We start from the raw sequence: 23440 nt of genomic DNA on the forward strand, positions 1-23440 counted from the left end.
AGCTTCGACCTCAGCCCGTTCGACACCTCTGACGAGTCAGAGCACCACCCCTGTCAGCACACCCCGCCCCGACCACGTGGTCTCCCCGGCGGGCGGCACTACGAGGTTGCACGATCTGCGCGGCCTGACCTGCGCTCCCCGTACCCCCGGACGAGCCCGGCACGCGCGCCGAAGCCCCGACGGCACGTTCTCCGGCGCGGCCATTCTCGCTGGGAACGTTATCGGCGTGGCCCTCGTGGCGTGGTGCGGCCTCGGCGAGATCGCCTCCACACACGCTGCCCCCGCTCCTGCGCCCGCCACGGTGCCTGACTAGCCGGTCGCCGTGAATCACCCGGCCGGGGCCCTCGCACCCGCGGCGTGCGGGGGACATCGGCCCGCTTCGCGGATGCTGCGCGCGGCTCCCAAGACCGGGCCTGCCGCTGCGGCCCGCGAGCCACTCCCACCCTCTAGACGCCGGTGGCCACCCAAGTCCTTCCCTCCCCGCAGACAACGGGCGGTCGCCGGTTACCAGCCCATTCTCTTCGCGTCCTGGCAGGCCGAACCGCCCCGAGCGGCAAGCCCGCAAGAACTCGCTTCCCCCTTCGAACTGAGGAGCGCCTGATGATCAGTGTGTCCACTCCAGCAAGTACGCGGATGCTGGCCGCCATCGGGACGGTGAGGCAAGGACTCGCATGATCCGGATGCTCTGCCAGACGTCCCTCCCTGGGCCGTACTGCCATGGCACGCCCGCTCCGGCCCGCTCGGCGGCATCCCGAACCTCCCTGCTTCGGGGTGCCCGCTGTGCAGGGACGCTATGCAGCTGTCCCGTCAAGGCGGACGGGCGGGGGGAGGCTGCGCAGGCGCTCGGCCAGTTCGATGCCCGGACCGTCCGCACCGAGCACCCGTTCAAGGCGGGTGAGGCGGGTGCGGGCCGTGGCCCTGAGCCGTGCGGGCGGGATGAGGTCGAGGACACCCAGTGCGCGTCCGACCGCCTGATCGGGGGCGTCGCGGGCTTCGGCGAGGGCGAGGACGAGGGTGGCGGCCACCCATCCCGGGGTGTGTTCGGGGGCTGCCGCGATGGACGTGTGGGCGACATCGGCGGCCCGGTCGTAGCGCTGCAGGGTCAGGTGGGCTTCGGCGACGTGGAGGCGGTGCTCGGCCCGGTCGTATCCGAAGCGGCCTGGGATCTCGGTGGCGGACTTCATGAGCTCGTCGCTCTCACCGATGGCATCGTCGGCGCGGGAGATGTCGCCCAGTGCGGCAAGGGCGGGCAGCAGGGCCCAGCCCAGGAGTTGGGCCCTGCGCAATCCGGCGGGGGCGTGCTGGAGGCCGTATTCGGCGTGTTCGCGGGCGTGATCCCAGTCGCAGCGGGTGGTAGCGACCATGGCCAGGGCTCCACTGGACCATGCGGTGAGGGGCCCATCGCCGGTGGATTCACCGAAGGCCCCTGCCAGGGTCAGGTGGGCCCGTGCCCCGGCGCGGTCGTCCAGGTGGTAGGCCAGGTTCCCGAGAAGCGCCGAGAGCCAGCCGACCTGTCGGCGAAGGCCCCGGGCGGTCTTCTGGTCGGCGGCGGCCACCACGGCCGACAGCAGGCTGCGGGTCGCGCGGACTTCCTCGTGAAGGATCGCCGGCGCGTGCTTGCTGTAGTTGAGCGCGTAGTGCTCCACGGCCGCCTCGGCCACGGTCACGAGGGAGGCGGAGCCCTTGGGCGCGTCCAGGACGCCCCACTGCACGGATTCTCGGATGGCGGGCAGCCCGCTCGCGGTCGTCATGGCTTCCTCTCGGCCGGTGCTCGGTTCCTCGTGCTGCCGCTGACCGTAGTGGAGCGGCGGCGGGGCGGCGCACGTACTGCACCACAGGCCGCGCGTCTCCAGGCCGAGCTGCTCGGGGCGGGCCCCGTAGGCCCGGGAGATCATGATGCGGTACTCGGTGCCGGGCTCTGCCTGCTCGTGCTCGTACCGGCACAGCAGGGCCTGCGTCAGGCCCGGCGGCAGCAGGCCGTCCGCCTGGTAGACGGCGGCGACCTCGCGGACCGCCTGGGGCCGCGACCACCCGAGGGCCAGGCGCCATGCTTCCAGCGCCGTGAGTTCCGGCAGCACCGACCGGAGGGTGGTGACGATCCGTTCCTGGGTGTGACCGTTCCTCTGGCACTGGGCACGGATCCGGGATGCCTCCCGCTGGATCTCCGCACGCCGGCCTCGGGTGACTCTCACCGCTGCCCGCCTTCCCCTGTTTCCGCCCAGTCCTTGGCGTCCTTGGCCCATCCTCGCCGGTGGGGCCGCACGGTGGACATTGCACAGACTGGTCAATGTTTCCGCAGAAGACCGTCAATGACGTCTGACTGGTTGCGGGTGCATCGTGATACGAGACCTGCACCGCAGGGGCCGCCTCCCGGTTGGTTTCACGCGCCCTGGATTGACGTGGGGGCGTTCGATCTGCCGGGGCCCGTGCCCTGTCACTGGCAAGAGCCGGTTCCGCTTCGCCGGGGCTTCATCCTGTCGCTGTCCCGCCTTTGGCTGACACGACGACCGCCGCGCAGGAGCTGCTCCGCAGTTCCTGCTTCATTCGCCGGAGACGATCATGGCTGATGACACTGCCTCCGTACCCTTGCAGGTTTCCACCGGCGGGGCGCCATTGGCGCCCCGCCAGGGCCGGCGGCGGCCTGCGAAGCAGTCGAATCCGCAGCTGCAGCAAGCCGCCGCGCGGTCCGGACGCTCGTACGGACAGATCGCCCGGGATCTGAACGAGATGGCCGGTCAGAGGGGTTACAACCTCGCCACGGACCGGGGCCGAGTGGCGCACTGGGTGCTGGATGGTGAGCAGCCCAAGGCGCCGGTGCCCGACCTCCTCGCGGAGCTGTTCACTTCATACTTCGGGCTCGGTCACCCCCTGGCCCCTGAAGAACTGGGCTTCCGTTCGACCCGCCCTGTTTCCGGAAGCGGGATCACTCCCGATGTGGTGCGGTCCTACACCCGGTCCGCACGGGCCAGCGACCTTCAGCTGGGAGATGTGGAGGATCTCGAGCTGTATGTGGCCCAGTTGTCGGGGACCTACTCTGCTCACTCCCCAAGGGACTTGTGGGAGCAGGCCGCTTCGGTCCGGGCCCGTGCCGCGGTGCTCCTGACCCAAAGACGCCACACCCTGCGCGAAGGCCGGGATCTGTCTCATCACGCCGGGATGCTCTCCGTTGTCCTCGCGTGGATTGCCCACGACCTGGGCGAGGGCGAGTTCGTCGACGCGTATTGCAGCGATGCGTGGGAGCAGGGGAAGCAGGCCGGCGCCCTGGAGATCGGCGCCTGGGCGGAGGACGTCCGCTGCACCGACGCTCTCTACGACGGACGCGAGCTCGACGCGCTGGCTGCGGCGACTCGCGGGCTCGCCGTCGCACCGCAGGGAAGCAGGGTCGCCCTGCGGCTCAGGACTCAACTCGCCCGCGTATATGCCAAAATGGGGCAAGAGGTGCAGTTCGAGGAAGTCATGCGGCGCGTGCGGCAGGACAGCGAGAGGCTGCCGCTTCACAAGGCAGGGCTCTTCAGCCTGGACGCCGCGGTGGTCACGTCCTACGCGGCGTCGTCTCTGGTGTGGCTCGGGCGGCACGAGGCGGCCCGGGACTCGGCCCTCGAAGCGATCGAGCGATACCAGGGGATGCCGCTGAGCTTGGGGGCACCGACGAGGCTGGCTATCGCCCGGCTTGATCTCGCCCTGGCCTGCGCGTCGCTCGGCGACCCTGAGACCGCCATCAGTATGACGATGGCCGCACTTACCGAAGGCCGGATCGTCCAGTCGGTACAGAGCCGGGCCCGGCACGTCCACTACCGGCTCTCGCTGAGGTATCCGGCAGCTGACGGCCTGCCCGACCTGCAGAAGGCTCTGGACAACCTGGCGGCGCAGTAGCTCGCGCGGCCACCCCTGCGGAGACGAGAGCGGGGAAGGGCGAAGGCCCGGGCGGGCGTTGCGGTTCAACCGCAACGCCCGCGCCCCTGGTGGCGCAACGGCCCGAGCCATCAGATTCGACGGGCCGTGAGGAACTCCCGGCACTGCCGCGTTGCCGCGCTGGACCCCTGCCTCTGGGCATGCGCACGGCAGCGCCGGACGAAGAGAGGAAGCCCTGATGACGCCACCGATACCGCCGTCCGGCGAGGACGATGTCACCGAGGTAGTGCGCGGCGTCTGGGCCTCGGCCCTTGACCACCCGGTCTCCATGAACGATGACTTCTTCGAGCTCGGCGGCGATTCGCTCACCGCACTCGCCGTCGCCAGTGCCGTCGCCCAAGCGACCGGCCGGGTGGTCCCGGACGGGTGGCTGTACCGTTACCCGCGGCTCGCGGACGCGGCCCGCGCTCTGCTGCGGGCCCCGGCCGCCGGGACCGGTGCCCCGGTGGCCCTGGAGCGCCATGGCCGGCATCCGGTGTCCTTCCAGCAGGAGGGGCTGCTGTCCGTCATCGGGCACATCGGCGGGGGCCACCAGTACCAGGTGGCGTACGCGGTCGCGCTGGAGTCGTCGGTGGACTCGGGGCGCCTGCGCGCCGCGTGGGAGCGGATGCCGCAGAGGCATCCGGCTCTCGTCACCCGGCTTGTCCGCACCGCCAACGGTCCGGCGCAGGACGTGTGCGCGGTTCCGCTGCCCCTGGAACTGGTCGCGCTGAGCGGGGAGGTCAGCGAGGCGACGGACCGGTGGGCATCCGACGCGATACCGCTCGACGGGCCCCTGCTGCGTTTCGGGCTGGTCCAGGCCGCGGGTGAGCGGCAGCTCGTGCTCGCGGCTCACCAGTTGGTGATGGATCCCTGGTCCTGGGCGCTGCTGCTCGCCGATCTGGCCGCGCTGTACGAGAACCCGGACGCCGGGGGCGCGCCGGAGCTGGCGTACGGCGACTACGCCCGCTGGCAGCGCACCCACCTCACCGGACAGGAGTTCGGCCGACACCTGGATTTCTGGCGGGGGCGGGCGGAGGGCTTTCCTGCTGCCGGGGTTCGCCTGCCGGGAGCACCGTGTCCGGCCGGTCCGGCGGGCCCTGCCGCGCGGCTGCCCGTTCAGGTTCCGGGCGGGCTGGTCAGCGGGCTGGAAGAGCGGGCCAGAAGTATGGGGGCGTCGTTGTTCGAGGTGCTGCTCGGCCTGTTCCACCTCGCTGTCGGCCAGTGGGCCAGCACGGACGATGTTCTGATCGCCAGTGCCACGGCAAGCCGCACCGTCCCGGGCGTTGAGGACGTCGTGGGCTTCTTCGTCAACGGCCGGTTCACCCGGGCCTGTGTGGCGGCGGGGACCGTGGCGGACGTGGTCGACCAGGTCAGGGACTCCTGGCGGGCGGTGGACGATCACCGTGAACTCCACCTGGAGAAGACGCTCTTCGACCTGGGCCGCCCGGACATGGCGAACGTCAAGTTCTCGCTGAACACCGTTCCCGGGCTCGCGCGTCTGCCGGCCCTGGGCGGCAGGCAGCTGCGCGCCGTTCCGGTGGCCGGGGCGGCCAGTGCGCGACGCCACGTGAGCGTGGGACTGACTCGGACCGCGGGTGGTGCGCTGGCCGGAGCGGTGACCTACCGCACCGATGTGGTCGACCGCGACGCGGTGGCCGCTCTGATCGGCACCTTCGGTCAGACCCTGCACATGTTCGCCGCGGATCCCGGTCAGCCCGTGGCCTTGCGTCACCCGTAATTCCGCCGGTCCGCGAGAAGGCGGACCCCACCTGCCGCCTGTGCGCGGTCCAGGGGAAGGACAACCATTGAAGGCTCTCGTGCTGGCCGGCGGGCAAGGGTCCCGCCTGAGGCCGCTCACACCCACACTGCCCAAGCCGTTGGCGCCGGTGGCGAACCGCCCGGTCCTCGTCCATGTCCTGGAGCACCTGGACCGCGCAGGCATCGAGGAGACCGGGGTGATCGTCCCCGTCGCCGACCTGACGCTGTACCAGCGGATCACCGGCTCCGGCACACCCGCCGGTGCGCCGGTGCGGTGGCTGCCCGAGGCGGCCGCGGCGGGTACCGGCGGATGCCTACGCCAGCAGGCCGCGTTCTTCGCCGGCGAGCCGGTGCTCGTGGTGCCCGCCGACATCGTCTCCTCGGCCGACCTCACTCGCCTCATCGGCCATCACCGCTCGGTGGGGGCGGCGGTGACCGTTGCCGCCGTCTCGCGGGACGGGGCCCTGTGGGCCGGTGACGTGCTCGTGCCCGACCGGGCGCGGCCGGGCACGGCTGCCGGGTACCACTTCAAGCCGGCCCCCTCCTCCGGCCGGCTGCTGGGGTCGACCGGAGCGTGGGTGGTCGAGCCGGACGTGCTCAACCGGATACCCGAGCACGGCTTCACCGACTTCTCCAGCCAGACCCTGCCCGGCTTGCCGGCGCCCGGGGTGCCGCTGGGTCTGTTCGACGCGGGCGAGATCTATCTCCGAGACATCGGCACGCCGGCCAAGCTTCTGACCGGCAACCTGGAGGCCGCCGCCGGGAGGGCACCGGCGGCCGTGCCGACGTCGCCTGGTGCCGGAGCCGAGATCGACCCGAGCGCCCACGTTGCCGGGCAGGTCCTGATCGGCGAAGGGGCCCGTATCGCCGCAGACGTGCGCCTGAGGGGCCCGGCCGTGATCGGCCCGCACGCCGTGGTCGGCGCCGGGGCCCATGTGGAGAGCGCTCTGGTGCTGCCGGGCGCCCACGTCGCTGCGGGGACCCGGGTCGTCGGCGAGGTCGTCGGCGACCCGGTCCGGACACGCGAGGTGCTGCTGCGGCTGGCGGCGCGGCGATGACCGGCCGGGAGCCGTCTGTCGCCGCGCAGGTCCTGGGCTGGTGTGCCCGGACGCCGGACGCCATCGCTGTCTCTCAAGGGGAGCGCCGGTGGACGTACCGGGAGTTGGGGCAGGCTGTGGGCGGCGTCGCCGCCGAGCTTCAGGCGGCCGGTGTGCGCCCGGGGCAGGTCGTCGCGGTCACCGCGCACCGGAGCTTGGCCCTGGCAGCCGCGTGGGTGGCGGTGCTGCTGCATCGAGGTGTCCTGCTCCCCCTCGATCCCGCGCTCCCCCCGGCCGCCCGCAGCGGCATGCTCACCCGGGCCGGGGCCCGTGTGGACCTGCTTGCCGGAAACATCGACGCCCCCGCACACCCCGGTGTTCCGGTGCTGCGGGTCTGCGGGCAGCCGCGGGTCTTTCTTCGCAGGGTCGGCCCGGCAGCAGACCCGGGGCCCGTGGGGGCGGGGTATGTGTTCTTCACCTCGGGCAGCACCGGTGTACCGAAAGCGATCCTGGGCCGGCACCGGAGCCTCGCCGCGTTCCTGACGTGGCTCCGCTCCGCCCTGGGTGTCACACCGGCCGACCGGATCGCGCACCTGTCCGGGCCCGGGTTCGACGTGTCCCTGCGGGAGGTGTTTCTCCCGCTGACATCCGGGGCCCGGCTGTGCCTGCCGCCGCCGGGGCCCGTGTCCCCGGGCGCGGTCCTGCCGTGGCTCGCCGAATCCGGTGTCACCCTGGTGCACACGGTCCCGACCGTCGCCCGCGCCTGGCTGCGCTTCGCCCCCACCGGGGTGCACCTGCCGCAGCTGAGGGCAGTGTTGTTCAGCGGCGAGCCGCTCACCGACACGCTCATCACCCGGTGGCGGACCCAACTCGACTACCAGGGCGTCATCGTCAACCAGTACGGGCCGACCGAGACCACCCTCATCCGCTGCTGGCACCCGGTCACCATGCCGGTGCCCGGAATCCAGCCGCTGGGCCGCCCGATCCCCGGCAGCGAGGCGTGGATCGAGGACCCGTCGGACGTCCACGCCCCTGCGGGCACGGTCGGCGAGATCGTCATCCGCACCGCCTACGGCACCAGCGGCTACCTCGGCGACGACGCCCTCACCGCCGCCAAGTTCACCTTCGGCGGCCCCGGCGGCGAGGTCACCTACCGCACCGGCGATCTCGGCAGCATCGACGAGGACGGGCTTCTCCACTTCCACGGTCGCACCGACGACCAGGTCAAGATCCACGGAGTGCGGTTCCACCTCCACGGCGTGGAAGCGGCCCTCGAAGCCCAGCCCGGTATCGACCAGGCCGCCGTCACCACCGAACCCGGCGTCGACGGCTCACCGCCGCGCCTGACCGCGCACCTGCTGCTCTGCGCCGGTCATGACCGGATTCCGGCCGGCCTGCGCGCGGCCCTTCTCGACCGCCTTCCGGCGGCGGCCGTTCCCTCCCGGCTGCTGGTCGTGGACGCGCTGCCGCGCACCTTGGCCAGCGGCAAGCTCGACCGCCACCGCCTTACCACTCCCACACCCTCCGAGCCGCACGGCATCCGGCCCGCGGCCTCCCATTTGAAGGACACCCTCTGATGCGTACCTGTTTCCGGCGCCAGCTGGCCCCGAAGGACCTGCCGACCATCGCGCAGGGCCTGCGCGCCTTCGTCTTCGCCGCCAACAAGCACCCGGGCGGAGCCTCTTCCATGACGGAGGCGATCACCGCCCTGTACTTCTCCGGCGCCACCACCTTCGCCGAGCCGGGCACGGGCGGCGACCGGCTGATCTACTCCAAGGGCCACGCTGCCGCCGGCTGGTACGCCGCGTTGTGGATGCTCGGCGCGATGCCCGGGATGACGTGGCAGGACGCGGTCGGCTTCGGGCAGGTCGGCCACCCGGTGCCCCGCATGCCCGTACGCGGCAGCGTGCCGGGTGTGGAGATGAGCACCGGCTCCCTCGGCCAGGGCCTGTCCTTCGGGGCCGGGCGCGCGCTCGCCGACCGGCGTGACGGCCTCAGCACCCGGACCTTCGTCGTCCTCGGGGACGGCGAGTGCACCGAGGGCCAGGTGTGGGAAGCCGCACAGACCGCCTCCCGCCTGGGCCTGCGGAACCTGGTGGCGCTCGTCGATGCGAACGGTTCCGGCAGCGTGATCAAGCTCGACCGCACGCAGTGGGCGCAGAAGTTCAACGCGTCCGGCTGGCGCGCGGTGGACGTCGACGGACACGACATCGGCGCCATCACCCGCGAGCTGCTCACCGAGACCGACCGGCCGACCGCGATCATCCTCGACACCGTCAAGGGACGGGGCCTGGATGCCGAGGTCGAGGGGTCCAACTCGCTGTCGGCCGAGGTCGAGGAGCGGCACCTGCCCGACTGGGACACCGGCGCCCTGATCGACGCGGCCCTGGCCGTCGTCGACCGTCACCACTCCCACGCCGTGCAGGCCCGTACATCGGTCGGCGGCCGCCGGGCCGCCGCCCCCGCGGTACGCCCCTCCCGCGCCAAACTCCTTTCCGGGATCGCCGGGCACCCTAAGGGCGCCGAGGTCGTCGCGAAGAAGGCGCTGGGCGGGGACCTCGCCCAGGAGCTCGCGGGGCTGCCCATGCTGTGGATGGCGCCCGACGCGATCCGCAACTCCGGTCTCCTGCCCCGGATGGACAAGACCGGCTCGTGGCACTGGGACACCCCCAGCGCGGACGTGCTGCAGTGCGCGATCGCCGAGCAGGACGCGGCCTCCCTGGCCGCCGGCGCCGCGAGCGCCGGCCTGTGGCCGGTGCTTTGCTCCATGGAGGGCTTCTACTGGCGGATGCTGGACCAGATCCGCCAGTCGATCGCCTACCCCCAGCTGCCCGTCCTGCTGGTGGGCACCTCCGGCGGCCTCGGTGACCTACTCGGGCCGATGGTGCAGTCCGACGGCTGCCTGATGGCGCTCGGCGCCATCCCCGGGCTGGAGATGTTCGAGGCCGCCGACATCAACACCGCCAAGCTGCTCGCCGTCGAAGCGCTCGCCTCCAACCGCCCCGCCTACCTGCGCCTGCCCCACGAGGCCGTAACCGCCCGCCACACCCTGCCCGAACTCGCCAGCCGCCCGACCAACGCCGGAGCCTGGACCCTGGCCGAGGCCACCGACCCCGACGTCGTTCTGGTCGCCGCCGGTGCCCTGCGCGAGCAGGCCCTGGCAACGGCCGAACGGCTGCACGCCCACAGCTACACCGCCCGGGTCGTGGAGGTCTTCAGCACCACCCGCTTCGCTCGTCTCGACGCCGACCAGCGCGCCCAATTCCTGCCGCCCGGGGTACGGGCCGTCAGCATCCACAACGCTCCCAGCCGCGTGCTCGGCTCCCTGCTGGGCGACGGCGGGATGGCCATCGGCGTCGACACGTACGGCATCGCCGGCTCGCCGCAGACCGCCCTGTACGAAGCGGCCGGCCTGACCACGGACGCGCTCACCGACCGCATCCTCAAGGAGCTGGCGTGACCTCCTCGCACCTCGGCCTGTCCTTCGTCGACCAGGGCCCGATCCTGGTCAGGGCGCACCGGATCGACAACTACGCCGTCCACATCGAGGATGGTCTACTCAGCCGCCCGAGCAGCCTGCTCACCGACGTCCTGGACCGGCTCGACAGCCCGGACGTGGTGATCGCCGTCGACACCGGCGCCGCCGAGCACCACCTCGGCGCCGTCACCAACGCGGTCCTGTCCACGGGCCGGCCCTTCCAGGTGGTGCCGGTCCCGGCCGGTGAGGCGAGCAAGTCCCCGCACGGGCTGCGCGCCCTGATCGGCGCCCTGCACCGCCACTGTGCTTCCCGCCGCACCCTGCTGCTGGCGGTGGGTGGCGGCATGGTGTGCGACCTGGCCACGACCGCCGCCGCCGTGTACATGCGAGGCATTCCGTACGCGCTACTGCCCACCACGGTTCTCGCCCAGGTCGACGCGGCGATCGGCGGCAAGGGCGGACTCGACGACGACGGCGCGAAGAACCTCCTCGGCGCCTTCCACCACCCCGCGGCCGTCTTCGTCGACCCGCTGCTGACTGGCACGCTGCCCGAGCGGCACATCCGCAACGGCTTGGCCGAGGTCATCAAGGTGGCGCTCATCGACGACACGGACGACTTGTTCACCGCCCTGGAGCAGTACCCCGACCGGCTGCCGACGGGTCAGGCGCTGACCGGGATCGTCCGCGCCGCCATCGCCGCCAAGCTCCGCCTCCTGGCCGGCGACCCCTTCGAGCAGGGCGACCTGAGGCGGCTGCTGAACCTGGGGCACTGCATCGGGCACCCCTACGAGGCCGCCACCGGCTACCGCGTCCTGCACGGCGAGGCCGTCGCCGTCGGCATGGCGGTCGCGGCCACGACCGCCCACCTGACCGGCGTCGCCGCCCTGGCCGAACGGGACCGGATTCTTGGCCTCCTCGACGCCTACCGGCTTCCCGCCGCCCTGCCCGAGGCGATGCGGGAACTCACCTGGGAGGGGATGGACACCGTCCGCCGCGTCCGCGGCGGACCGCTCCACCTCGTCCTACCCCGTACTCCCGGCAACTGCACCGTGACCGACGACATCGACCGCGCCGCCTACGACAAATCCGTGTCCGAGCTGGCGGCCCGGCCATGATCGACCGGCACTGGCTGCTGATCGAGGGCGGCGGGAGCCGCACCTGGGTCGCCCTGGCCACCGGCGGCTCCGTCCTCACCGAGCGGGAGGGGCCCTCGAGCAGCCCCCGCTCGGTGGGGCACGACCAGGCGCACGACACCCTGGCCGGGCTGGTCCGCGCACTCCCCCACGGCAAACCACTGCGGGGAGTCGTCGCCGCCCACGGCGCGGCTTCCACCCGCGCCTGTGCCGACGAGTTCGCCGCCCTCACCCGGCGGGCGCTGGCCAGCGCCGGCCACCCGCGCGTCCCGGTGCTGGTCACCAACGACATCGTGCCGCTGCTGCTCGACTGCGACGGCCCGATGTGCGTGGTGATCTGTGGCACGGGCACCGGCTTCGCCGCCCGCAACGGCGACCGCTGGGCACGGGCCTCCGGGCTGGAGTGGCTGCTGTCCGACGAAGGCGGCGGTCACGACCTGGCGGCCCGCGCGCTGCGGGCCGTCGTCCGGGCTCTGGACGGCCGCGGCCCCGCCACCGCGCTCGTTGGCGCCGCCCGCCGATGGTGCCCGCCGGACCCCTGCGCGGACTCCTTCCTCGGCGAGACCCTCTTCCACGCCGTGCACGGCGATCCCGCCCGCAAGCCGTACGTTGCCTCGTTCGCGCCATTCGTGCTTGACGCGGCCCGCTCCGGCGATCCGGTGGCGGCCGGGCTCCTCGACGACGCCGCCCGGGAGCTGGCCGAAGGGGCCGAGGCGGTCTGCCGAGCCGTAGAGATAGCTGGCGCGGTTCCGCCCGTCCTCGTCCTGGCCGGTTCCCTGCTCCACTCCGACGTCCTGCGCGAGCGGTTCCTCGACCGGGCCCGAGCCCAGTTCGGGGACGGTGTCGTTCCCCGGGTGGCCGCGGGCCCGGGGCCCGGGCTGCTGCACCTGCTCGACCTGTGGCGGGACCCGGCGGCGATCGCCGCCCTGGGCCGGGCCATGCCCGTACACGCCGACCCCATCCCGGGGAGCCGGTCATGAGCGCGCGGCGCACGAACCGCACCGAGCCGGGGGCCAGCGCAGACCTGTATCTGGAGCGCACGCTGCGCCCGGCACTGGGCACCTGCCGCCAGGACATCGCCCGCTTCCGCGCGGCCCCGGCCCCCGCACGGGACAAGGCCAGCGTCCACGGCGGCCACGAACCCGTCACCGATCTCGACCTCACCCTGCAAGACCGCCTCACCACCGAGATCTCCCGCGCGTTCCCCGGGATCCCGGTAATCGCCGAGGAGGGCCTGGCCGAGATCCCCGAACTGCCGGACGACTGCATGCTCGTGGACCCTCTGGACGGCACCGCGCCGTTCCTCGCCGGCAGCAGCGACTACGCGATCGCCATCTGCCTGGTCCGCGACGGCATCCCGGCCCAAGGGGTCATCGACCTGCCCGCCCACGACATCCGGGTCAGCGCGGCACCCGGCCTCCTCCACCTCACCGGCGACGTGACCCGGCTGCCCCACCACAGACCCCGCACCGTCCTGACCAGCCCCGGCCACGCGGACACCGTCCAGGACCGGTTGTCCGGCACCGGCTGGTCCGCGCAACCGGTCGCCACCGCCAGCGTGAAGATCACCTACGTCGCCCTCGGCCGCGCACCGGCCGCCGTCTACCTGCCCCGGCCCGACGGTGGCGCCGCGCCGTGGGACTACCCGGCCGCCGCCCTCGCCGTCGCCGCAGCCGGCGGAACCGTCCACGACACCACCGGCCGCGACCTGGCCCGCGCGCGGCCCGCCCGACTCGACGGCTGGCTTGCCTCACTCCAACCACCCGACGCGGACCTGTCGGCGCTGCTGCGCCCACCGGCCGCTCCCCACCCGTAGAAGGGCTCCTTCGATGCGTTCCCTTGTCACCACCACCGACGGCTGGCGCGGCCTTCCCGGCCCGGACTGGGCCGAACCGCAACTCCTCGCCGCCCTCGACCACTGCGCCGCCCGGGGCGTCCTGGGCGAGCACGTCCTGGTCGGGCACGACGCCCGGGCCGGCGCGCAGGAAGTCGCGCACCTCGCCGCCGACCTGCTCGCCCACCACGGGCTGACGACCCACCTCGCTTCGACCCCCGGGCCCACGCCCGCGTTCGGAAGCCTTGTGCACCACCGGCCCGACCTGTCCGCGGCCGTCGTCGTCACCGCCAGCCACAACCCGCCCGGATACATCGGCATCAAGGTCCGCGACCGCTCCGGGCACGGCATCGCCTGGCCCCAACCGCCGGTGGACGCCGCCTTCGACCCGGGCCTGCTGGAGGTGCGCCACCACCAGCGAACCGACGTCCTCAGCCCCTACGTCGGTGCCGTCGGCGACCCGCTCAGCACAGCCGCCGGCGCCTTCGACAGTGACGTCCTCCTCGACGCCGCCCACGGCGCGGTCGGCGTCCTGACCGGGCTTCTGCCCGGCATCCGGGTACTGCGCGGGCGCCCGCTGCCGTACTTCGCCGGCCAGACCCCTGACCCCGTCCCCCGCATCCACGCCGAACACACAGGGCGGAACCACCTGGACCAACTCGCCCACCGCAAACGGGCCCTGCTGGCGATGACCGACGGCGACGGGGACCGGCTCGTGCTGTTCACCCACCGCTCCGGCTACATCCCCAGCGCCGAACAGGCCGCCGCGCTGCTGTACGCGGGACTGCCAGTGCAACGGCTGATCACCACCCACGTCGCCCCCCGCATGGCACTGCGCGCCGCGAGGCGGGCACAGCGCGGCCTCAAGGTCACCGAGACCGGCGTCGGGTTCAAGCACCTCGTAGCGGCATGGCGCGACCAGCCCGTCCCGGCACTGGGACTGGAGCCCAACGGCGCTCTCGTCCACGTCACCGGCCCGGACGGCTACTTCGAACGGGACGCCCTCACCGCCCTGACCACCCTCCTGCGCACCTTCACGTCCCTGGAGGACCTGGACGACGCGATCCAGGACGTCCGCCAGGCCCACCCGCACACCCAGCTCGTCCACACCACGCCCGCCGCGCTCACCGACGTGCTGCGCGCTCTTCCCGGCCTGCTGCCCACCTGGTGCGCCGACGTCGCCGGTGAGGTCGCTCACTACGACGACGGCGCGCACGGCCACATCGCCGTGCGCGCCTCCGGCACCGAACCGGGTACCCGCCTCTACATCGAGGCCCCGGCCGGGGTAGCCGAGCTGCTCACACAGAAGCTCGGCGGGCCGGCGTTCAGATTGTCTGCTTGAGCAGGCCGGCGGCCACCAGGCCGGCCAGGCCCATGTCCGCGTCGGTCAGCTGACCGCCCAGGACATGGGCCACGTATTCGTTCAGGGGCAGGGTGATCGGCTCCACGAACTCGTCGCCGTCGGGCCGGGGCTCGGCGACCTTGCGGCAGCCCTGTGCGAGGACCGCGTAGCGGACGTGGGTGGCGTACGAGGCCAGGTAGGTCTGCATGACGACGGTGAGCGACCGGGCCTCGAAGCCGGTCTCCTCCAGCAGCTCGCGGGCCGCGGCGTCCTCGACGGGCTCGACCGGCCCGACCAGACCGCCCGGCAGCTCCTTCAGGACCTTCCCCGGGCCGGGGCGGAACTGGGACACGAGCACTCCGTGGCCGTCGTCCGTCAGCGCCACCAGCGCCACGGTTCGCGGGCCCTTGAGGATGTCCCAGTCGCCCTCGCGGCCGTCGGGGTAGCGGTAGGTGCGGCAGCCGACCTTCAGGAAGCCGGCCGGCTCCGGCCGCTCGCCGACCAGGGCCCATTCCAATGCATCTCGATCAGTCACGGTACGCATCCTATTCATCTCGGAGAGTGGGATTACTCGGGAAGTGGCGCAGGGCGGGGTGTTGCGGAGTTCGCGCAACACCCCGCCCTGGCCCGGTTCTTGGTTCAGGTCGCGGCGATGACGCCTTGGTCGGCGAGCTGCTGCCGCATGGCGAGATACTCGTCCAGGGTGACCGGCCGCTGCCCGCGCGCGTGCTTGGGCTTGCCCGCCTGAGATGCCTCTGGCCAGTCGTCGGCGGCGGGCAGCATGTCCAACGCGGCATGGGACCGGTCCTTGGCCCGCGGCCCCCGGATGAACAGGGTGACCGTCCCCGGCAGCATGACCGTCTGGTGGATCATCGGGTGCCCGAGGGTGTACGCGGAACCGGGGTGCTCGATGGTGATGACGCCCGGCTCGATGTCGGCGGCGGTGAACTCTCCTTCGCCGGTGCCGGTGCGACGCCGCCACACGTGGATGTAGGCGCCTTTGAGGATCTTCACCGTGAAGGAGTACTTGTGGTCGTGCGGCACCAACTCGCGGCTGCCGGGCGACATGTGCAGGCGGATCTGCAGCCCGCGGGCGTCGTCCTGGTAGAGGACGAGCCGGTTGATCAGCGGGTGGATCTCGCTCTCGGCCAGGCGGTGCGGGTCGTGCTCGATCTCGTGGACGAGGCGGGTCAGCAGCGTCTGGTCGGCACCGAGGCGTTCGAGGATCTCGCTGCGGAGGCGGTGGCTGGCCCGCAGATCCGCGTCGTCGATGGCCGGCAGGTCGTCGAGCCAGCTCGGGGCGGCGGTCGTCATCGCGCGCTCACCTCCGTGGCCGCCTGGCCCCCGGTGAGCACGGGCGTGATCAGGGCCTGGGCGGCCGTGACCATCTGCAGGTAGGCATCGGCGTCGAGAGGCGGCCCATCCGGCGCCAGAGGGGCGCGGGCGACGACCAGCTGGACGCCGTCCGGGCTGGTCTCCAGGGTACGCAGGGTCCCCGGGTGGCAGGCGTAGATGCTCTCGGGCTGGAAGGTGCGCAGGTACCAGGGGTGATCGGCCTCGGCGTCGCCGCGATGGCGGAAGCACTCCAGGTAGTGGGTGCCGGCCAGGGTGAGGGTGACGGTCTTCTCGGCCGCCTCGGCGGGAGCGGGGGTGCCGGCGGCGTGGCTCCGGAGGTAGAGAGCCACGTCGTCTTCGTGGTGCAGGAGGAGGTGGGTGTGACCGCTTCCGGTGAACGACGCCGCGGCGTTGGCGGCGCCCGCTCCGGCGATCAGGGTGAGGGTCTGGCGGGCCGCGTACGGCAGCCATCCGCCGTGGAGGATGTCGGTGTTCGGGACGTCGGAGGGGGCGCTGCTCTGGTCGAGCAGCGCGGTCACAGGCGCAAGCAGGGCAAGGAGGGTCACGGGCGGGCGGGCCTTTCTGTGGTGATGACGCCGAGGCGTGTCAGATCCGCGACGCGGTTCTGGGGCGGGGGACATGGGGGCGGAGCGCCGGTAGCGGGTGTCGTCACGGGCCTGGCGTCCGTGGTCGTCACGGTGCAGGTCGTGCAGGTCTGATGCCGAGTGCCCACCGGCGCCGGGCCGCGCAGGAAGAGGGTGACCGAGCCCGGGAGGGCGGCGGTCTGGTGGACCAGGGAGTGCAAGAGGAGGTATCCGCTGCCCGGCCCTTCGGCGGTGACGGTGCCGGCCGCGAGATCGTCGGAGGTGAACGGCCCTGTCTGGGTCTGGCCGGTGCGCCGGTTCCACGTGTGGAGATAGCCGCAGTGGAGGACGCGGACGGCGAAGGGGTACTTGTGGTCGTGCGGGATCAGTTCCAGCTCTCCCATGGGGAACGCGTGCAGACGCAACTGCCACCGGTCGGCCCCGGCGCCCAAAACCTCCCTGCTGGCTTTCGCGCAGGCGCGCGGCCGGTTCCAGTCGATCGCGTCGAGCGCGGTGGCGAGATGTGTGGGTGTCAGCATCGAACTCCCTTCGGACGGGTGAGGATGGCGGTACGGTGACGCTGATCTGGCAGCGCGGGTGAACAGAGAAGAGGAGCGGTGTGACGCTCAAGGCCGTCCGGTCGGCGTTGGAGAAGGTGTACGTCAGGCGCCTGGCCGGCAAGCTGAAGGGCGCGCCCCGGCCCGCGCACGTCGGGATCATGCTCGACGGCAATCGCCGCTGGGCCCGTGGGCAGGGCCACTCCGACCCGCGTGAGGGCTACCGGGTTGGCGGAGCCAAGGTCCGCGAGTTCCTGCGCTGGTGCGTCGAGGCGGACCTTGAGCACGTGACGCTGTGGATGCTCTCCGACGACAACCTCAACCGGCCTGCCGAACAGCTCGGCCCGCTGCTGGAGGTCATCGAGGAGACCGTGCAGAAGGTCTGCGCCACGCCGGGCCCGTGGGAGATCGAGGTCATCGGCGCCCTGGACCTGCTGCCCGGGGACAGTGCGCAGAAGCTGAAGGCCGCCGCCGCACGGACCGCCGGCCGGGGCGGGATGAGGGTCGGCGTCGCCGTCGGCTACGGCGGCCGCCGGGAGATCGTGGACGCGGTCAAGGCCGCCTTCGAGAAGCACACCGCCGCCGGCGGCGACCCGATGGAGCTCGTGGAGAAGTTCGACATCGAGCACATCTCCGAGCACCTGTACTCCTCGGCCGGGCGCGACGCGACCGACTTCATCATCCGTACCTCCGGCGAGCAGCGGCTGTCCGGCTTCCTGCTGTGGCAGTCCGCCTACGCCGAGGTCCACTTCGTCGAGGTTCTGTGGCCGGCGTTCCGGCAGATCGACCTGCTGCGCGCCCTGCGGTCGTATGCGGCCCGCGAGCGCCGGTACGGTCGGTGACATCAGGCCAGATACGCGGTGCGCGGGTCGGCGAGGATCGTCTCGACCGCTCGCTTCACTGAGCGGTCCTGGTCCTCGTCGTCGCTGTCGATCACAACGCACCGCCAGCTCTGTGCCACGTCCTCGAAGGCTTCCTGGACCTGGACCATCAGGTCCAGGTACGCCTCCCGGCCGGTGCCACGGCCGGCCAGCCCATGGTGCTCCAGCGCCCCCAGGCCGCCGCGCGCGGCGATGAGCCGGTCGTACGCGCGCTGCGGGTCGCACCGCACGAGGACCGGCACATCCCGGAACGGGTCGGGGGCCAGGACCATGGTGGCCGACCGGCGCGCGGTGACGGCGGCGCGCCCGTGGCGTTCGTCGGACGCGATCTGGGCGGCGATCAGGCACAGTTTGGTGACCATCTTCAGCGGGTGGGTCTCCTCGATCACCACGGTGCCCCGGTCCAGCTCGGGCCGGACAACGCTGGTGTAGTAGACGAGACTTCCGGCGATCTCGCTCAAGGCGGCGGCAGTGATGGCCTGCGGGTCGTTGGCGCTGATGCAGGCCGCATTCAGCTTCCGCTCCAAGGCGCTGTCGCGGAGGTCTCCCGGCGGGCCGGGGAGCAGCTCCCCGAGCGCCTGTCCCTCGTCGGTGCGGGCGAAGGAGTACAGCGCGCGCAGCCCCGCGTCGTAGAGTGCCCGGTTGGCGTCGGCGACGTGCCCTTGGGCCTGTTCACGCAGGTAGTCGCGCCGCGACAGGACGCACACCTTCCTGCCGGCCGCTGCCAGTTCCTCGTGCAGGGCTCGCGCGATGGTGGACTTGCCCGAGCCGTCCACGCCCAGGAACGAGATGGAAGATCCGAGGGTCATCGGTGTTATGCCTTCCGGTATGCGGCCAGAGCCCGGACCAGGTCGTCCCGGCTGAAGTCCGGCCAGTGGGTGCGGGTGAACCACAGCAGCGCGTCGGCGGCGGCCCAGAGCAGGAATCCGCTGCCGCGCTGCTCACCGGAGGTCCGGATGAGGAGCTCGGGGTCCGGCTGGCCGCGGCTGATGAGCCGGTGGAGGTCTTCTGGCGTGATCCGTTTGGCCGCCTTTCCCGCGAGACCCCCTCACCGGCCCAGTCGGCGAGCAGTCGGCGGATGCCGCTGGTGATCTCGCTGCGACCTCCGTAGACGATGGCCAGGTTCACGGTCAGCCTGTTCGGCACCTCGACAGTGGTCGTCTCAGCGTGCCGCACGGCGGCCGCGACACGCGGAGGAAGGAGATCGGCGTCACCCAGATGATGGATACGCCACCGCTGCAACCACGCCAGCTGGAGCACCGCGGCCGTGATGATCTCCATCAGGGCCTCCACCTCCTCCCTGCCGCGGCGCAGGTTGTCGGTGGAGAGCATCCACAGGGTCACGAAGGAGATGCCCGCCTCCTCGCACCAGGACAGGACCTGCGGAATCTTGCCGAAACCAAGGCGGTGACCGTCGGAGGGCGACAGCCTGTGCCTCTGCGCCCATCGCCGGTTTCCGTCGAGGACAATGCCGACGTGGCTCGGGACGGTGCTCACAGCAGACGCTCCATGCCCCAGACGGGGACGCCCCGGAAGAACGCCACGGCCTCGGCCTCGCCCCAGCTGCTCCAGGTGGCCGCCTCCTGGCTGGCGCGCTCGGCGTAGCGGCGCATGTCGGTCAGCAGCGTCCGGTCGACGCGGTGGTCGCGGATGATCTGCCGGACATCGTCCACGTCCGCATCCGAGGCGTCCGGCCGGCCCAGGACCGAGTCCAGCACCTTCCGTTCGCTGAGCGACGCGGTCAGCAGCACCGTGCGGATCGGGTAGGTGACCCGGCCGTCGCGGACGTCGGCGGTGGCCGGCTTTCCGGTGATCTTCTCGTCGCCGAACAGGCTCAAGTAGTCGTCACGCATCTGCCCCGAGACGCCGAAGGCCCAGGCGTAGCGGCGAAGGCTCTCATCGTGCTCGCGGGGGTCCTGTTCCGCTGCGAGCAGGCCCAGCTGGAGCGGGGCGAGCGCGGAGGACCGGGCGGCCTTGTAGTCGCAGACGGAGTGCAGCAGGTCCTCGTCCGGAATGCCGAGGAAGTCGCGCTCGAGGTCGAAGATCTGGCCCAGGACCGTGGAGGTGGCCGCGGTGAGCTGCCACTGCGTCATCGTCTGGGCCATCCACGCGGGGAGGGCGGCGTCGGCGATCACCTGCAAGGACAGGGTCAGGGCGAGGTCGCCGGTGAGCAGTGCGAGTCCGAGCGCGTGCTGGGGCCGGTCGGGGATCGTGTTGCGGTAGGCGTAGTACGTGGACGGGCCGCCGCGGCGCGTGGGGGCGTCGTCGATGATGTCATCGTGGATGAGGAGGTGGGCTTGGAGTAGCTCGATGCTCAGCGCGGCCGTGTCGACCGCATCCTGACGACCCGTTCCGGGCACCAGGCTCATCGCCTCGTACACGAAGGCGACGCGCTGCCGTTTTCCGCCGCGCAGCGCCAGCTCCTCGACCCGGTCCAGGGCCTCGGGAGCGAAATGGCTGAGTCCCGGCGCATCCCAGCTGCCGCGCAGCGAGTGGAAGTACGACTTGAAGAGAGCCTGGAACCGGTCGCGGTGACCGGAGATGCGGCGCCCCATCTCGTCGGTGACCACAGTGGTGTTCATGCGCCAAAGCCCTTCTGTGTACACCAGCCAGCGATTCCGTACTCGGTGGAACCGCTGATCAGGACGGACGTGGCCGTGCAGACATATGCGCCCTGCGGCCACGGCCAGTGCATCCCGATCAGGTGTTGCGCCGGTAGGGGTGACGGCGTTGCGGCTGTTGCGCAACAGCCGGAGGCGTAGACCCGGAAGGCTCAGGGACGCGTGCCCATCAGTCGAAGGACTGCCTGTGTGACGGCGAGGTGCGGGGGCCGGGTGACCGCCCTGCACCACGACATCGCCCCCGGCACCACGGTGGTATGCGAACGCGCACTGCGCGCGGAGGGCACCTCCCACCACTACCTGCCGCCCGGCAAGTACGTCCACCCGCACCCAGGCCTCACGGCAGCCCTCGCCAACGCCGTCGCCCCCTCCTGGACGCGGGCCCGGAGGTGCACGGGTGAACGCCCCCGCCATGCCCAGCGGCCCGGCCGCACCGTCCGGGCTGCCCGGGGGCGCCCGACCCGGCGCGGCAGTTCTGCGGTGGCTGTGCGATCCCCGCCTGGCCGCCGCCTCGGCCGAGCCGGACTCCGGCGCGCTGGGCGCAGTGCTTCAGACGGCGATCGACGCCAAACTAATCTGCCTGCTGGCCGACCGCCTGCTCCACGACCGTGCGGCTGCCGTCCTGTCCCGCGCGATGCAGTCCGTCCTCGGCCAGATCATGCGCGCCAACGCGCTGTACAACCGGCTCCACCACACGGAAGCCGTCCGCATCGTGCACACGCTCGCCGGCCGCGGCGTCCCCGTCGCGGTGCTCAACGGCCTCGTCTACGACACCGGCCTGTACCCGCCCGGCGGACTGCGGCAGTTCACCGACATCGACCTCCTGGTCGGCGCCGCCGACCTCGACATGGCCCTGGTCCTCCTGGTTGAGCTCGGCTTCATCGAACAAGGCCGCAGACCGGCGACCGGAGATGCGCTGACGCCCACCGTCAGCGTCGACATCACCACCATCGTGGGCCACACCACCGACCCGGCGGACCTGCTGGCCGTACTCGCCCGGACCCTGACCGCGGACGGTCCCGCCGCCAGGGAGTAGTTGCCGGTCCTCGCCCGGACGGACGCGCTGCGGCACACGCTCGCCGCCTCGTCCTGGCCGCTGATCGAGTCGGGCGAGGTGGATGTCGTCATCGAGCTCGACGACGACGGGCTCCTCATCGCCGACGACGTGTTCCGCAAGGTCCAGAAGCTGTACGCGGCAGACCCCGCACTCGGGATCGTGTCGTTCCGGATCGCCGACGAGCACGGGGAGACCCAGCGTCGGCACGTTCCGCGGCTGCGTGCGACCGACCCCATGCGGCGAGGCCTGGTGACCGGCTTCCTCGGCGGCGGGCACGCCTTCTCGGTGCCGATGCTCGAACAGGTCGGCACCTGGGCTGGAGAGTTCAGATTCGGGCACGAGGAGTCGGATCTCGCCTGGAGGGCGCTGGATGCGGACTGGAAGATCCTCTACGAGCCGGACCTCGTCCTGCAGCACCCGAAGACCTCCCCGGCGAGGCATACCGTGTACTACCGCTTCACCGCGCGTAACCGGGTCTGGATCGCGAGGCGCAGACTCCCGATCCCTCTCATCCCGGTCTATCTGGGTGTCTGGATCGGGCTCACGCTGGCGCGCACGTTCACTCACCGGTCTGAAGGCGTGGTGCGCCGGCTTCCTGGAGGGAGTACGGACCCCGTGCGGCCCGCGCAGGCCGATGAAGTGGCGCACCGTGTGGCGCATGGCTCGGCTTGGCCGGCCTCCGGTCATCTGAGGCGCCCGCTTCCCTGGCAGGTCCGGATGGGGCTTGCGGTGGTTGCAGTGTCGCGCGCGGGCTGTTGGCGCAGGGCCTCATTGTCATGATGCAGTGCGGTGATGGCAGTGGCCGCGGTCTTGAGTTTGTTGCTCAGCAGAGTGCACTCAGTGGGTCTCGGTGACCTTGGCCAAGGCGCGGGGGGTGTCGGGGTCCTGGCCGCGGGCGATGGTGATCTCGTAGGCCAGCAGTTGCAGCGGCAGGATCTCCAGGATCGGCTGGACCTCCTCGGTCACCCAGCTGGGCAGTGCGAACCCGGCTGGTGCCGCGTCCACCAAGTCTTGCTGTCCGATCACTGCCAGGTCCGCGCCCCGGGTCCGTAGGCGGTCCAGTGCTGGTTGCAGCGCCTCGCCTCCGTGTCCGTCCGGAACTACGGCGATGACCGGGGAGGTGTTGTCCACCATGGCCAGCGGACCGTGCAGCAGATCCGCCCCCGAGAACGGCAGCGCCGGGATGTACGTGGTCTCCATCAGCTTCAACGCCGCCTCTCGTGCTGTGGGATACCCGTACCCGCGCGAGGTGATGATCAGGCGCTGCGCGAACCGGTACCGCTCCGCGAGTTCGCGGACCTCCTCACCCCGCGCCAGCACTGACGCCGCGAGTTCCGGGAGTCCTTTTGCCGCCGAGCCGTCGCCCCCGCGCAGCCCCTCCACGAGCAGGTACAGCGACAACAGCTGTGCCGTGTACGTCTTCGTCGCCGGCAGTGCCTTCTCGGGCCCCGCCAGCACGTCGATGTGGTACTCCGACACCGCCGCCAGCGGGGAGTACGGGTTGTTCGTCACCGCCAGTGTGATCGCGCCGGCCTCGCGCGCCGCTCGCGTCGATGCCACCAGGTCTGGTGAGCCTCCGGACTGGCTGACCGTGACTACCAGGCAGTCGCGCAGGTCCGGTTTCGCGCCGTACGCCGTCGTCGTCGACATCGAGGTGAGCCCGGCTGGCTTGCCGAGGAGCACCTCTACCAGGTACTTCGCGTACAGGGCCGCGTTGTCGCTGGTCCCGCGGGCGGTCAGCAGCACGAATTGTGGGTTCCGGGCCGCGATGGCGGCCGCGATCTGGCGGATTGTCGGCGCGCCCTCCTTGAGGATGCGCCGCAGCACGGCTGGCTGTTCGGCTATCTCGGCCGCCATGAGGCGGCCGAGGCGGGCGGGTTCGGCACTGGCCGGAGTTGTGGACATGGGTGGAGCCTCCAGAAGTCGTGT

At 71.8% G+C, this 23440-nt stretch carries 20 protein-coding genes and 2 pseudogenes; 12 read left to right on the forward strand and 10 right to left on the reverse strand.

Annotation, left to right across the window (positions count from 1 at the left end; all coding sequences use genetic code 11):
- Nucleotides 1-791: 791 nt before the first annotated feature.
- A complete protein-coding gene (locus tag ACIHCL_RS31590; protein WP_399867388.1) occupies nucleotides 792-2192 on the reverse strand; it encodes a Twin-arginine translocation pathway signal in 1401 nt (466 codons plus the stop codon).
- Nucleotides 2193-2559: 367 nt separating this feature from the next.
- On the opposite strand from ACIHCL_RS31590, the gene ACIHCL_RS31595 reads away from it, so the two are divergent.
- The 9 genes from ACIHCL_RS31595 to ACIHCL_RS31635 all read left to right on the forward strand — a co-directional run bounded on the left by ACIHCL_RS31595 (nucleotide 2560) and on the right by ACIHCL_RS31635 (nucleotide 14476).
- Nucleotides 2560-3873 carry a hypothetical protein gene (locus ACIHCL_RS31595; protein ID WP_399867390.1) on the forward strand — a complete coding sequence of 438 codons (1314 nt, stop codon included), beginning with the start codon at nucleotides 2560-2562 and terminating at the stop codon, nucleotides 3871-3873.
- A gap of 217 nt (nucleotides 3874-4090) precedes the next feature.
- The gene (locus ACIHCL_RS31600) at nucleotides 4091-5632 is read left to right on the forward strand and encodes a condensation domain-containing protein (protein ID WP_399867392.1); all 1542 of its coding nucleotides are present in this window, start codon (nucleotides 4091-4093) and stop codon (nucleotides 5630-5632) included.
- A 67-nt stretch (nucleotides 5633-5699) separates the two neighbouring features.
- Complete coding sequence (locus tag ACIHCL_RS31605) at nucleotides 5700-6710, forward strand: sugar phosphate nucleotidyltransferase (RefSeq protein ID WP_399867393.1); 1011 nt, start codon at nucleotides 5700-5702, stop codon at nucleotides 6708-6710.
- Nucleotides 6707-8266, forward strand: coding sequence for an AMP-binding protein (locus ACIHCL_RS31610; protein WP_399867395.1), 1560 nt, complete (start codon nucleotides 6707-6709; stop codon nucleotides 8264-8266). Before ACIHCL_RS31605 ends, ACIHCL_RS31610 begins: the two co-directional genes overlap by 4 nt.
- Entirely contained in the window at nucleotides 8266-10149 is a 1884-nt protein-coding gene (locus ACIHCL_RS31615) for a transketolase-like TK C-terminal-containing protein (protein WP_399867397.1), read from the forward strand. Before ACIHCL_RS31610 ends, ACIHCL_RS31615 begins: the two co-directional genes overlap by 1 nt.
- Complete coding sequence (locus ACIHCL_RS31620) at nucleotides 10146-11282, forward strand: 3-dehydroquinate synthase family protein (RefSeq protein ID WP_399867398.1); 1137 nt, start codon at nucleotides 10146-10148, stop codon at nucleotides 11280-11282. The genes ACIHCL_RS31615 and ACIHCL_RS31620 overlap by 4 nt, the downstream gene beginning before the upstream one ends.
- Nucleotides 11279-12280: an N-acetylglucosamine kinase gene (locus ACIHCL_RS31625; protein WP_399867400.1), complete on the forward strand. Its 1002-nt coding sequence runs from the start codon at nucleotides 11279-11281 to the stop codon at nucleotides 12278-12280. The genes ACIHCL_RS31620 and ACIHCL_RS31625 overlap by 4 nt, the downstream gene beginning before the upstream one ends.
- A complete protein-coding gene (locus tag ACIHCL_RS31630) occupies nucleotides 12277-13116 on the forward strand; it encodes an inositol monophosphatase family protein (protein ID WP_399867402.1) in 840 nt (279 codons plus the stop codon). Before ACIHCL_RS31625 ends, ACIHCL_RS31630 begins: the two co-directional genes overlap by 4 nt.
- A 13-nt stretch (nucleotides 13117-13129) precedes the next feature.
- Nucleotides 13130-14476, forward strand: coding sequence for a hypothetical protein (locus ACIHCL_RS31635; protein WP_399867404.1), 1347 nt, complete (start codon nucleotides 13130-13132; stop codon nucleotides 14474-14476).
- On the opposite strand, the gene ACIHCL_RS31640 is transcribed toward ACIHCL_RS31635, so the two are convergent.
- The 4 genes from ACIHCL_RS31640 to ACIHCL_RS31655 form a co-directional block, all read right to left on the reverse strand.
- Nucleotides 14460-15020, reverse strand: coding sequence for an NUDIX hydrolase (locus ACIHCL_RS31640; protein WP_399867406.1), 561 nt, complete (start codon nucleotides 15018-15020; stop codon nucleotides 14460-14462). The genes ACIHCL_RS31635 and ACIHCL_RS31640 overlap by 17 nt on opposite strands.
- Before the next feature lie 95 nt (nucleotides 15021-15115).
- Entirely contained in the window at nucleotides 15116-15790 is a 675-nt protein-coding gene (locus ACIHCL_RS31645) for a hypothetical protein (protein ID WP_399867407.1), read from the reverse strand.
- A complete protein-coding gene (locus ACIHCL_RS31650) occupies nucleotides 15787-16377 on the reverse strand; it encodes a hypothetical protein (RefSeq protein WP_399867408.1) in 591 nt (196 codons plus the stop codon). Before ACIHCL_RS31650 ends, ACIHCL_RS31645 begins: the two co-directional genes overlap by 4 nt.
- On the reverse strand, nucleotides 16374-16934 hold the full coding sequence (locus tag ACIHCL_RS31655; RefSeq protein WP_399867410.1) for a hypothetical protein: 561 nt from the start codon (nucleotides 16932-16934) through the stop codon (nucleotides 16374-16376). The genes ACIHCL_RS31650 and ACIHCL_RS31655 overlap by 4 nt, the downstream gene beginning before the upstream one ends.
- 80 nt (nucleotides 16935-17014) lie before the next feature.
- Here ACIHCL_RS31655 and ACIHCL_RS31660 point away from each other — a divergent pair, with 80 nt between their 5' ends.
- Nucleotides 17015-17794 (forward strand): isoprenyl transferase, encoded by a 780-nt coding sequence (locus tag ACIHCL_RS31660; protein ID WP_399867412.1) that lies wholly within the window; start codon nucleotides 17015-17017, stop codon nucleotides 17792-17794.
- 2 nt (nucleotides 17795-17796) lie between these two features.
- Here the strand turns inward: ACIHCL_RS31660 and ACIHCL_RS31665 are convergent, their stop codons facing one another.
- From ACIHCL_RS31665 to ACIHCL_RS31680, 4 genes and pseudogenes are all read right to left on the reverse strand, one after another.
- On the reverse strand, nucleotides 17797-18642 hold the full coding sequence (locus tag ACIHCL_RS31665) for a hypothetical protein (protein ID WP_399867414.1): 846 nt from the start codon (nucleotides 18640-18642) through the stop codon (nucleotides 17797-17799).
- 5 nt (nucleotides 18643-18647) lie between these two features.
- Nucleotides 18648-18851 (reverse strand): undecaprenyl diphosphate synthase family protein, encoded by a 204-nt coding sequence (locus ACIHCL_RS31670; RefSeq protein ID WP_399867455.1) that lies wholly within the window; start codon nucleotides 18849-18851, stop codon nucleotides 18648-18650.
- Between the two features lie 41 nt (nucleotides 18852-18892).
- Nucleotides 18893-19330: pseudogene (uppS, locus tag ACIHCL_RS31675) on the reverse strand (polyprenyl diphosphate synthase); the annotation flags it as partial.
- Nucleotides 19327-20415: a polyprenyl synthetase family protein gene (locus tag ACIHCL_RS31680; protein ID WP_399867415.1), complete on the reverse strand. Its 1089-nt coding sequence runs from the start codon at nucleotides 20413-20415 to the stop codon at nucleotides 19327-19329. The gene ACIHCL_RS31680 and the pseudogene uppS, both read right to left, overlap by 4 nt.
- Nucleotides 20416-20851: 436 nt before the next feature.
- On the opposite strand from ACIHCL_RS31680, the gene ACIHCL_RS31685 reads away from it, so the two are divergent.
- A complete protein-coding gene (locus ACIHCL_RS31685; RefSeq protein WP_399867417.1) occupies nucleotides 20852-21490 on the forward strand; it encodes a nucleotidyltransferase family protein in 639 nt (212 codons plus the stop codon).
- A gap of 60 nt (nucleotides 21491-21550) precedes the next feature.
- A pseudogene (locus tag ACIHCL_RS31690) lies at nucleotides 21551-22202 on the forward strand (glycosyltransferase family 2 protein); the annotation flags it as partial.
- A 146-nt stretch (nucleotides 22203-22348) separates the two neighbouring features.
- Here the strand turns inward: ACIHCL_RS31690 and ACIHCL_RS31695 are convergent.
- Entirely contained in the window at nucleotides 22349-23416 is a 1068-nt protein-coding gene (locus ACIHCL_RS31695) for an SIS domain-containing protein (RefSeq protein WP_399867418.1), read from the reverse strand.
- Between the last annotated feature and the right edge of the window lie 24 nt (nucleotides 23417-23440).

Source organism: Streptomyces sp. NPDC052042 (assembly GCF_044548345.1).
Lineage (GTDB): Bacteria > Actinomycetota > Actinomycetes > Streptomycetales > Streptomycetaceae > Streptomyces.

Coding starts and splice junctions, on each gene's coding strand:
- ACIHCL_RS31610 (WP_399867395.1), top strand. CDS start 6,707: ATGACCGGCCGGGAGCCGTCTGTCGCCGCGCAGGTCCTGGGCTGGTGT.
- ACIHCL_RS31600 (WP_399867392.1), top strand. CDS start 4,091: ATGACGCCACCGATACCGCCGTCCGGCGAGGACGATGTCACCGAGGTA.
- ACIHCL_RS31695 (WP_399867418.1), bottom strand. CDS start 23,416: ATGTCCACAACTCCGGCCAGTGCCGAACCCGCCCGCCTCGGCCGCCTC.
- ACIHCL_RS31615 (WP_399867397.1), top strand. CDS start 8,266: ATGCGTACCTGTTTCCGGCGCCAGCTGGCCCCGAAGGACCTGCCGACC.
- ACIHCL_RS31625 (WP_399867400.1), top strand. CDS start 11,279: ATGATCGACCGGCACTGGCTGCTGATCGAGGGCGGCGGGAGCCGCACC.
- ACIHCL_RS31630 (WP_399867402.1), top strand. CDS start 12,277: ATGAGCGCGCGGCGCACGAACCGCACCGAGCCGGGGGCCAGCGCAGAC.
- ACIHCL_RS31665 (WP_399867414.1), bottom strand. CDS start 18,642: ATGACCCTCGGATCTTCCATCTCGTTCCTGGGCGTGGACGGCTCGGGC.
- ACIHCL_RS31645 (WP_399867407.1), bottom strand. CDS start 15,790: ATGACGACCGCCGCCCCGAGCTGGCTCGACGACCTGCCGGCCATCGAC.
- ACIHCL_RS31655 (WP_399867410.1), bottom strand. CDS start 16,934: ATGCTGACACCCACACATCTCGCCACCGCGCTCGACGCGATCGACTGG.
- ACIHCL_RS31635 (WP_399867404.1), top strand. CDS start 13,130: ATGCGTTCCCTTGTCACCACCACCGACGGCTGGCGCGGCCTTCCCGGC.
- ACIHCL_RS31595 (WP_399867390.1), top strand. CDS start 2,560: ATGGCTGATGACACTGCCTCCGTACCCTTGCAGGTTTCCACCGGCGGG.
- ACIHCL_RS31680 (WP_399867415.1), bottom strand. CDS start 20,415: ATGAACACCACTGTGGTCACCGACGAGATGGGGCGCCGCATCTCCGGT.
- ACIHCL_RS31640 (WP_399867406.1), bottom strand. CDS start 15,020: ATGCGTACCGTGACTGATCGAGATGCATTGGAATGGGCCCTGGTCGGC.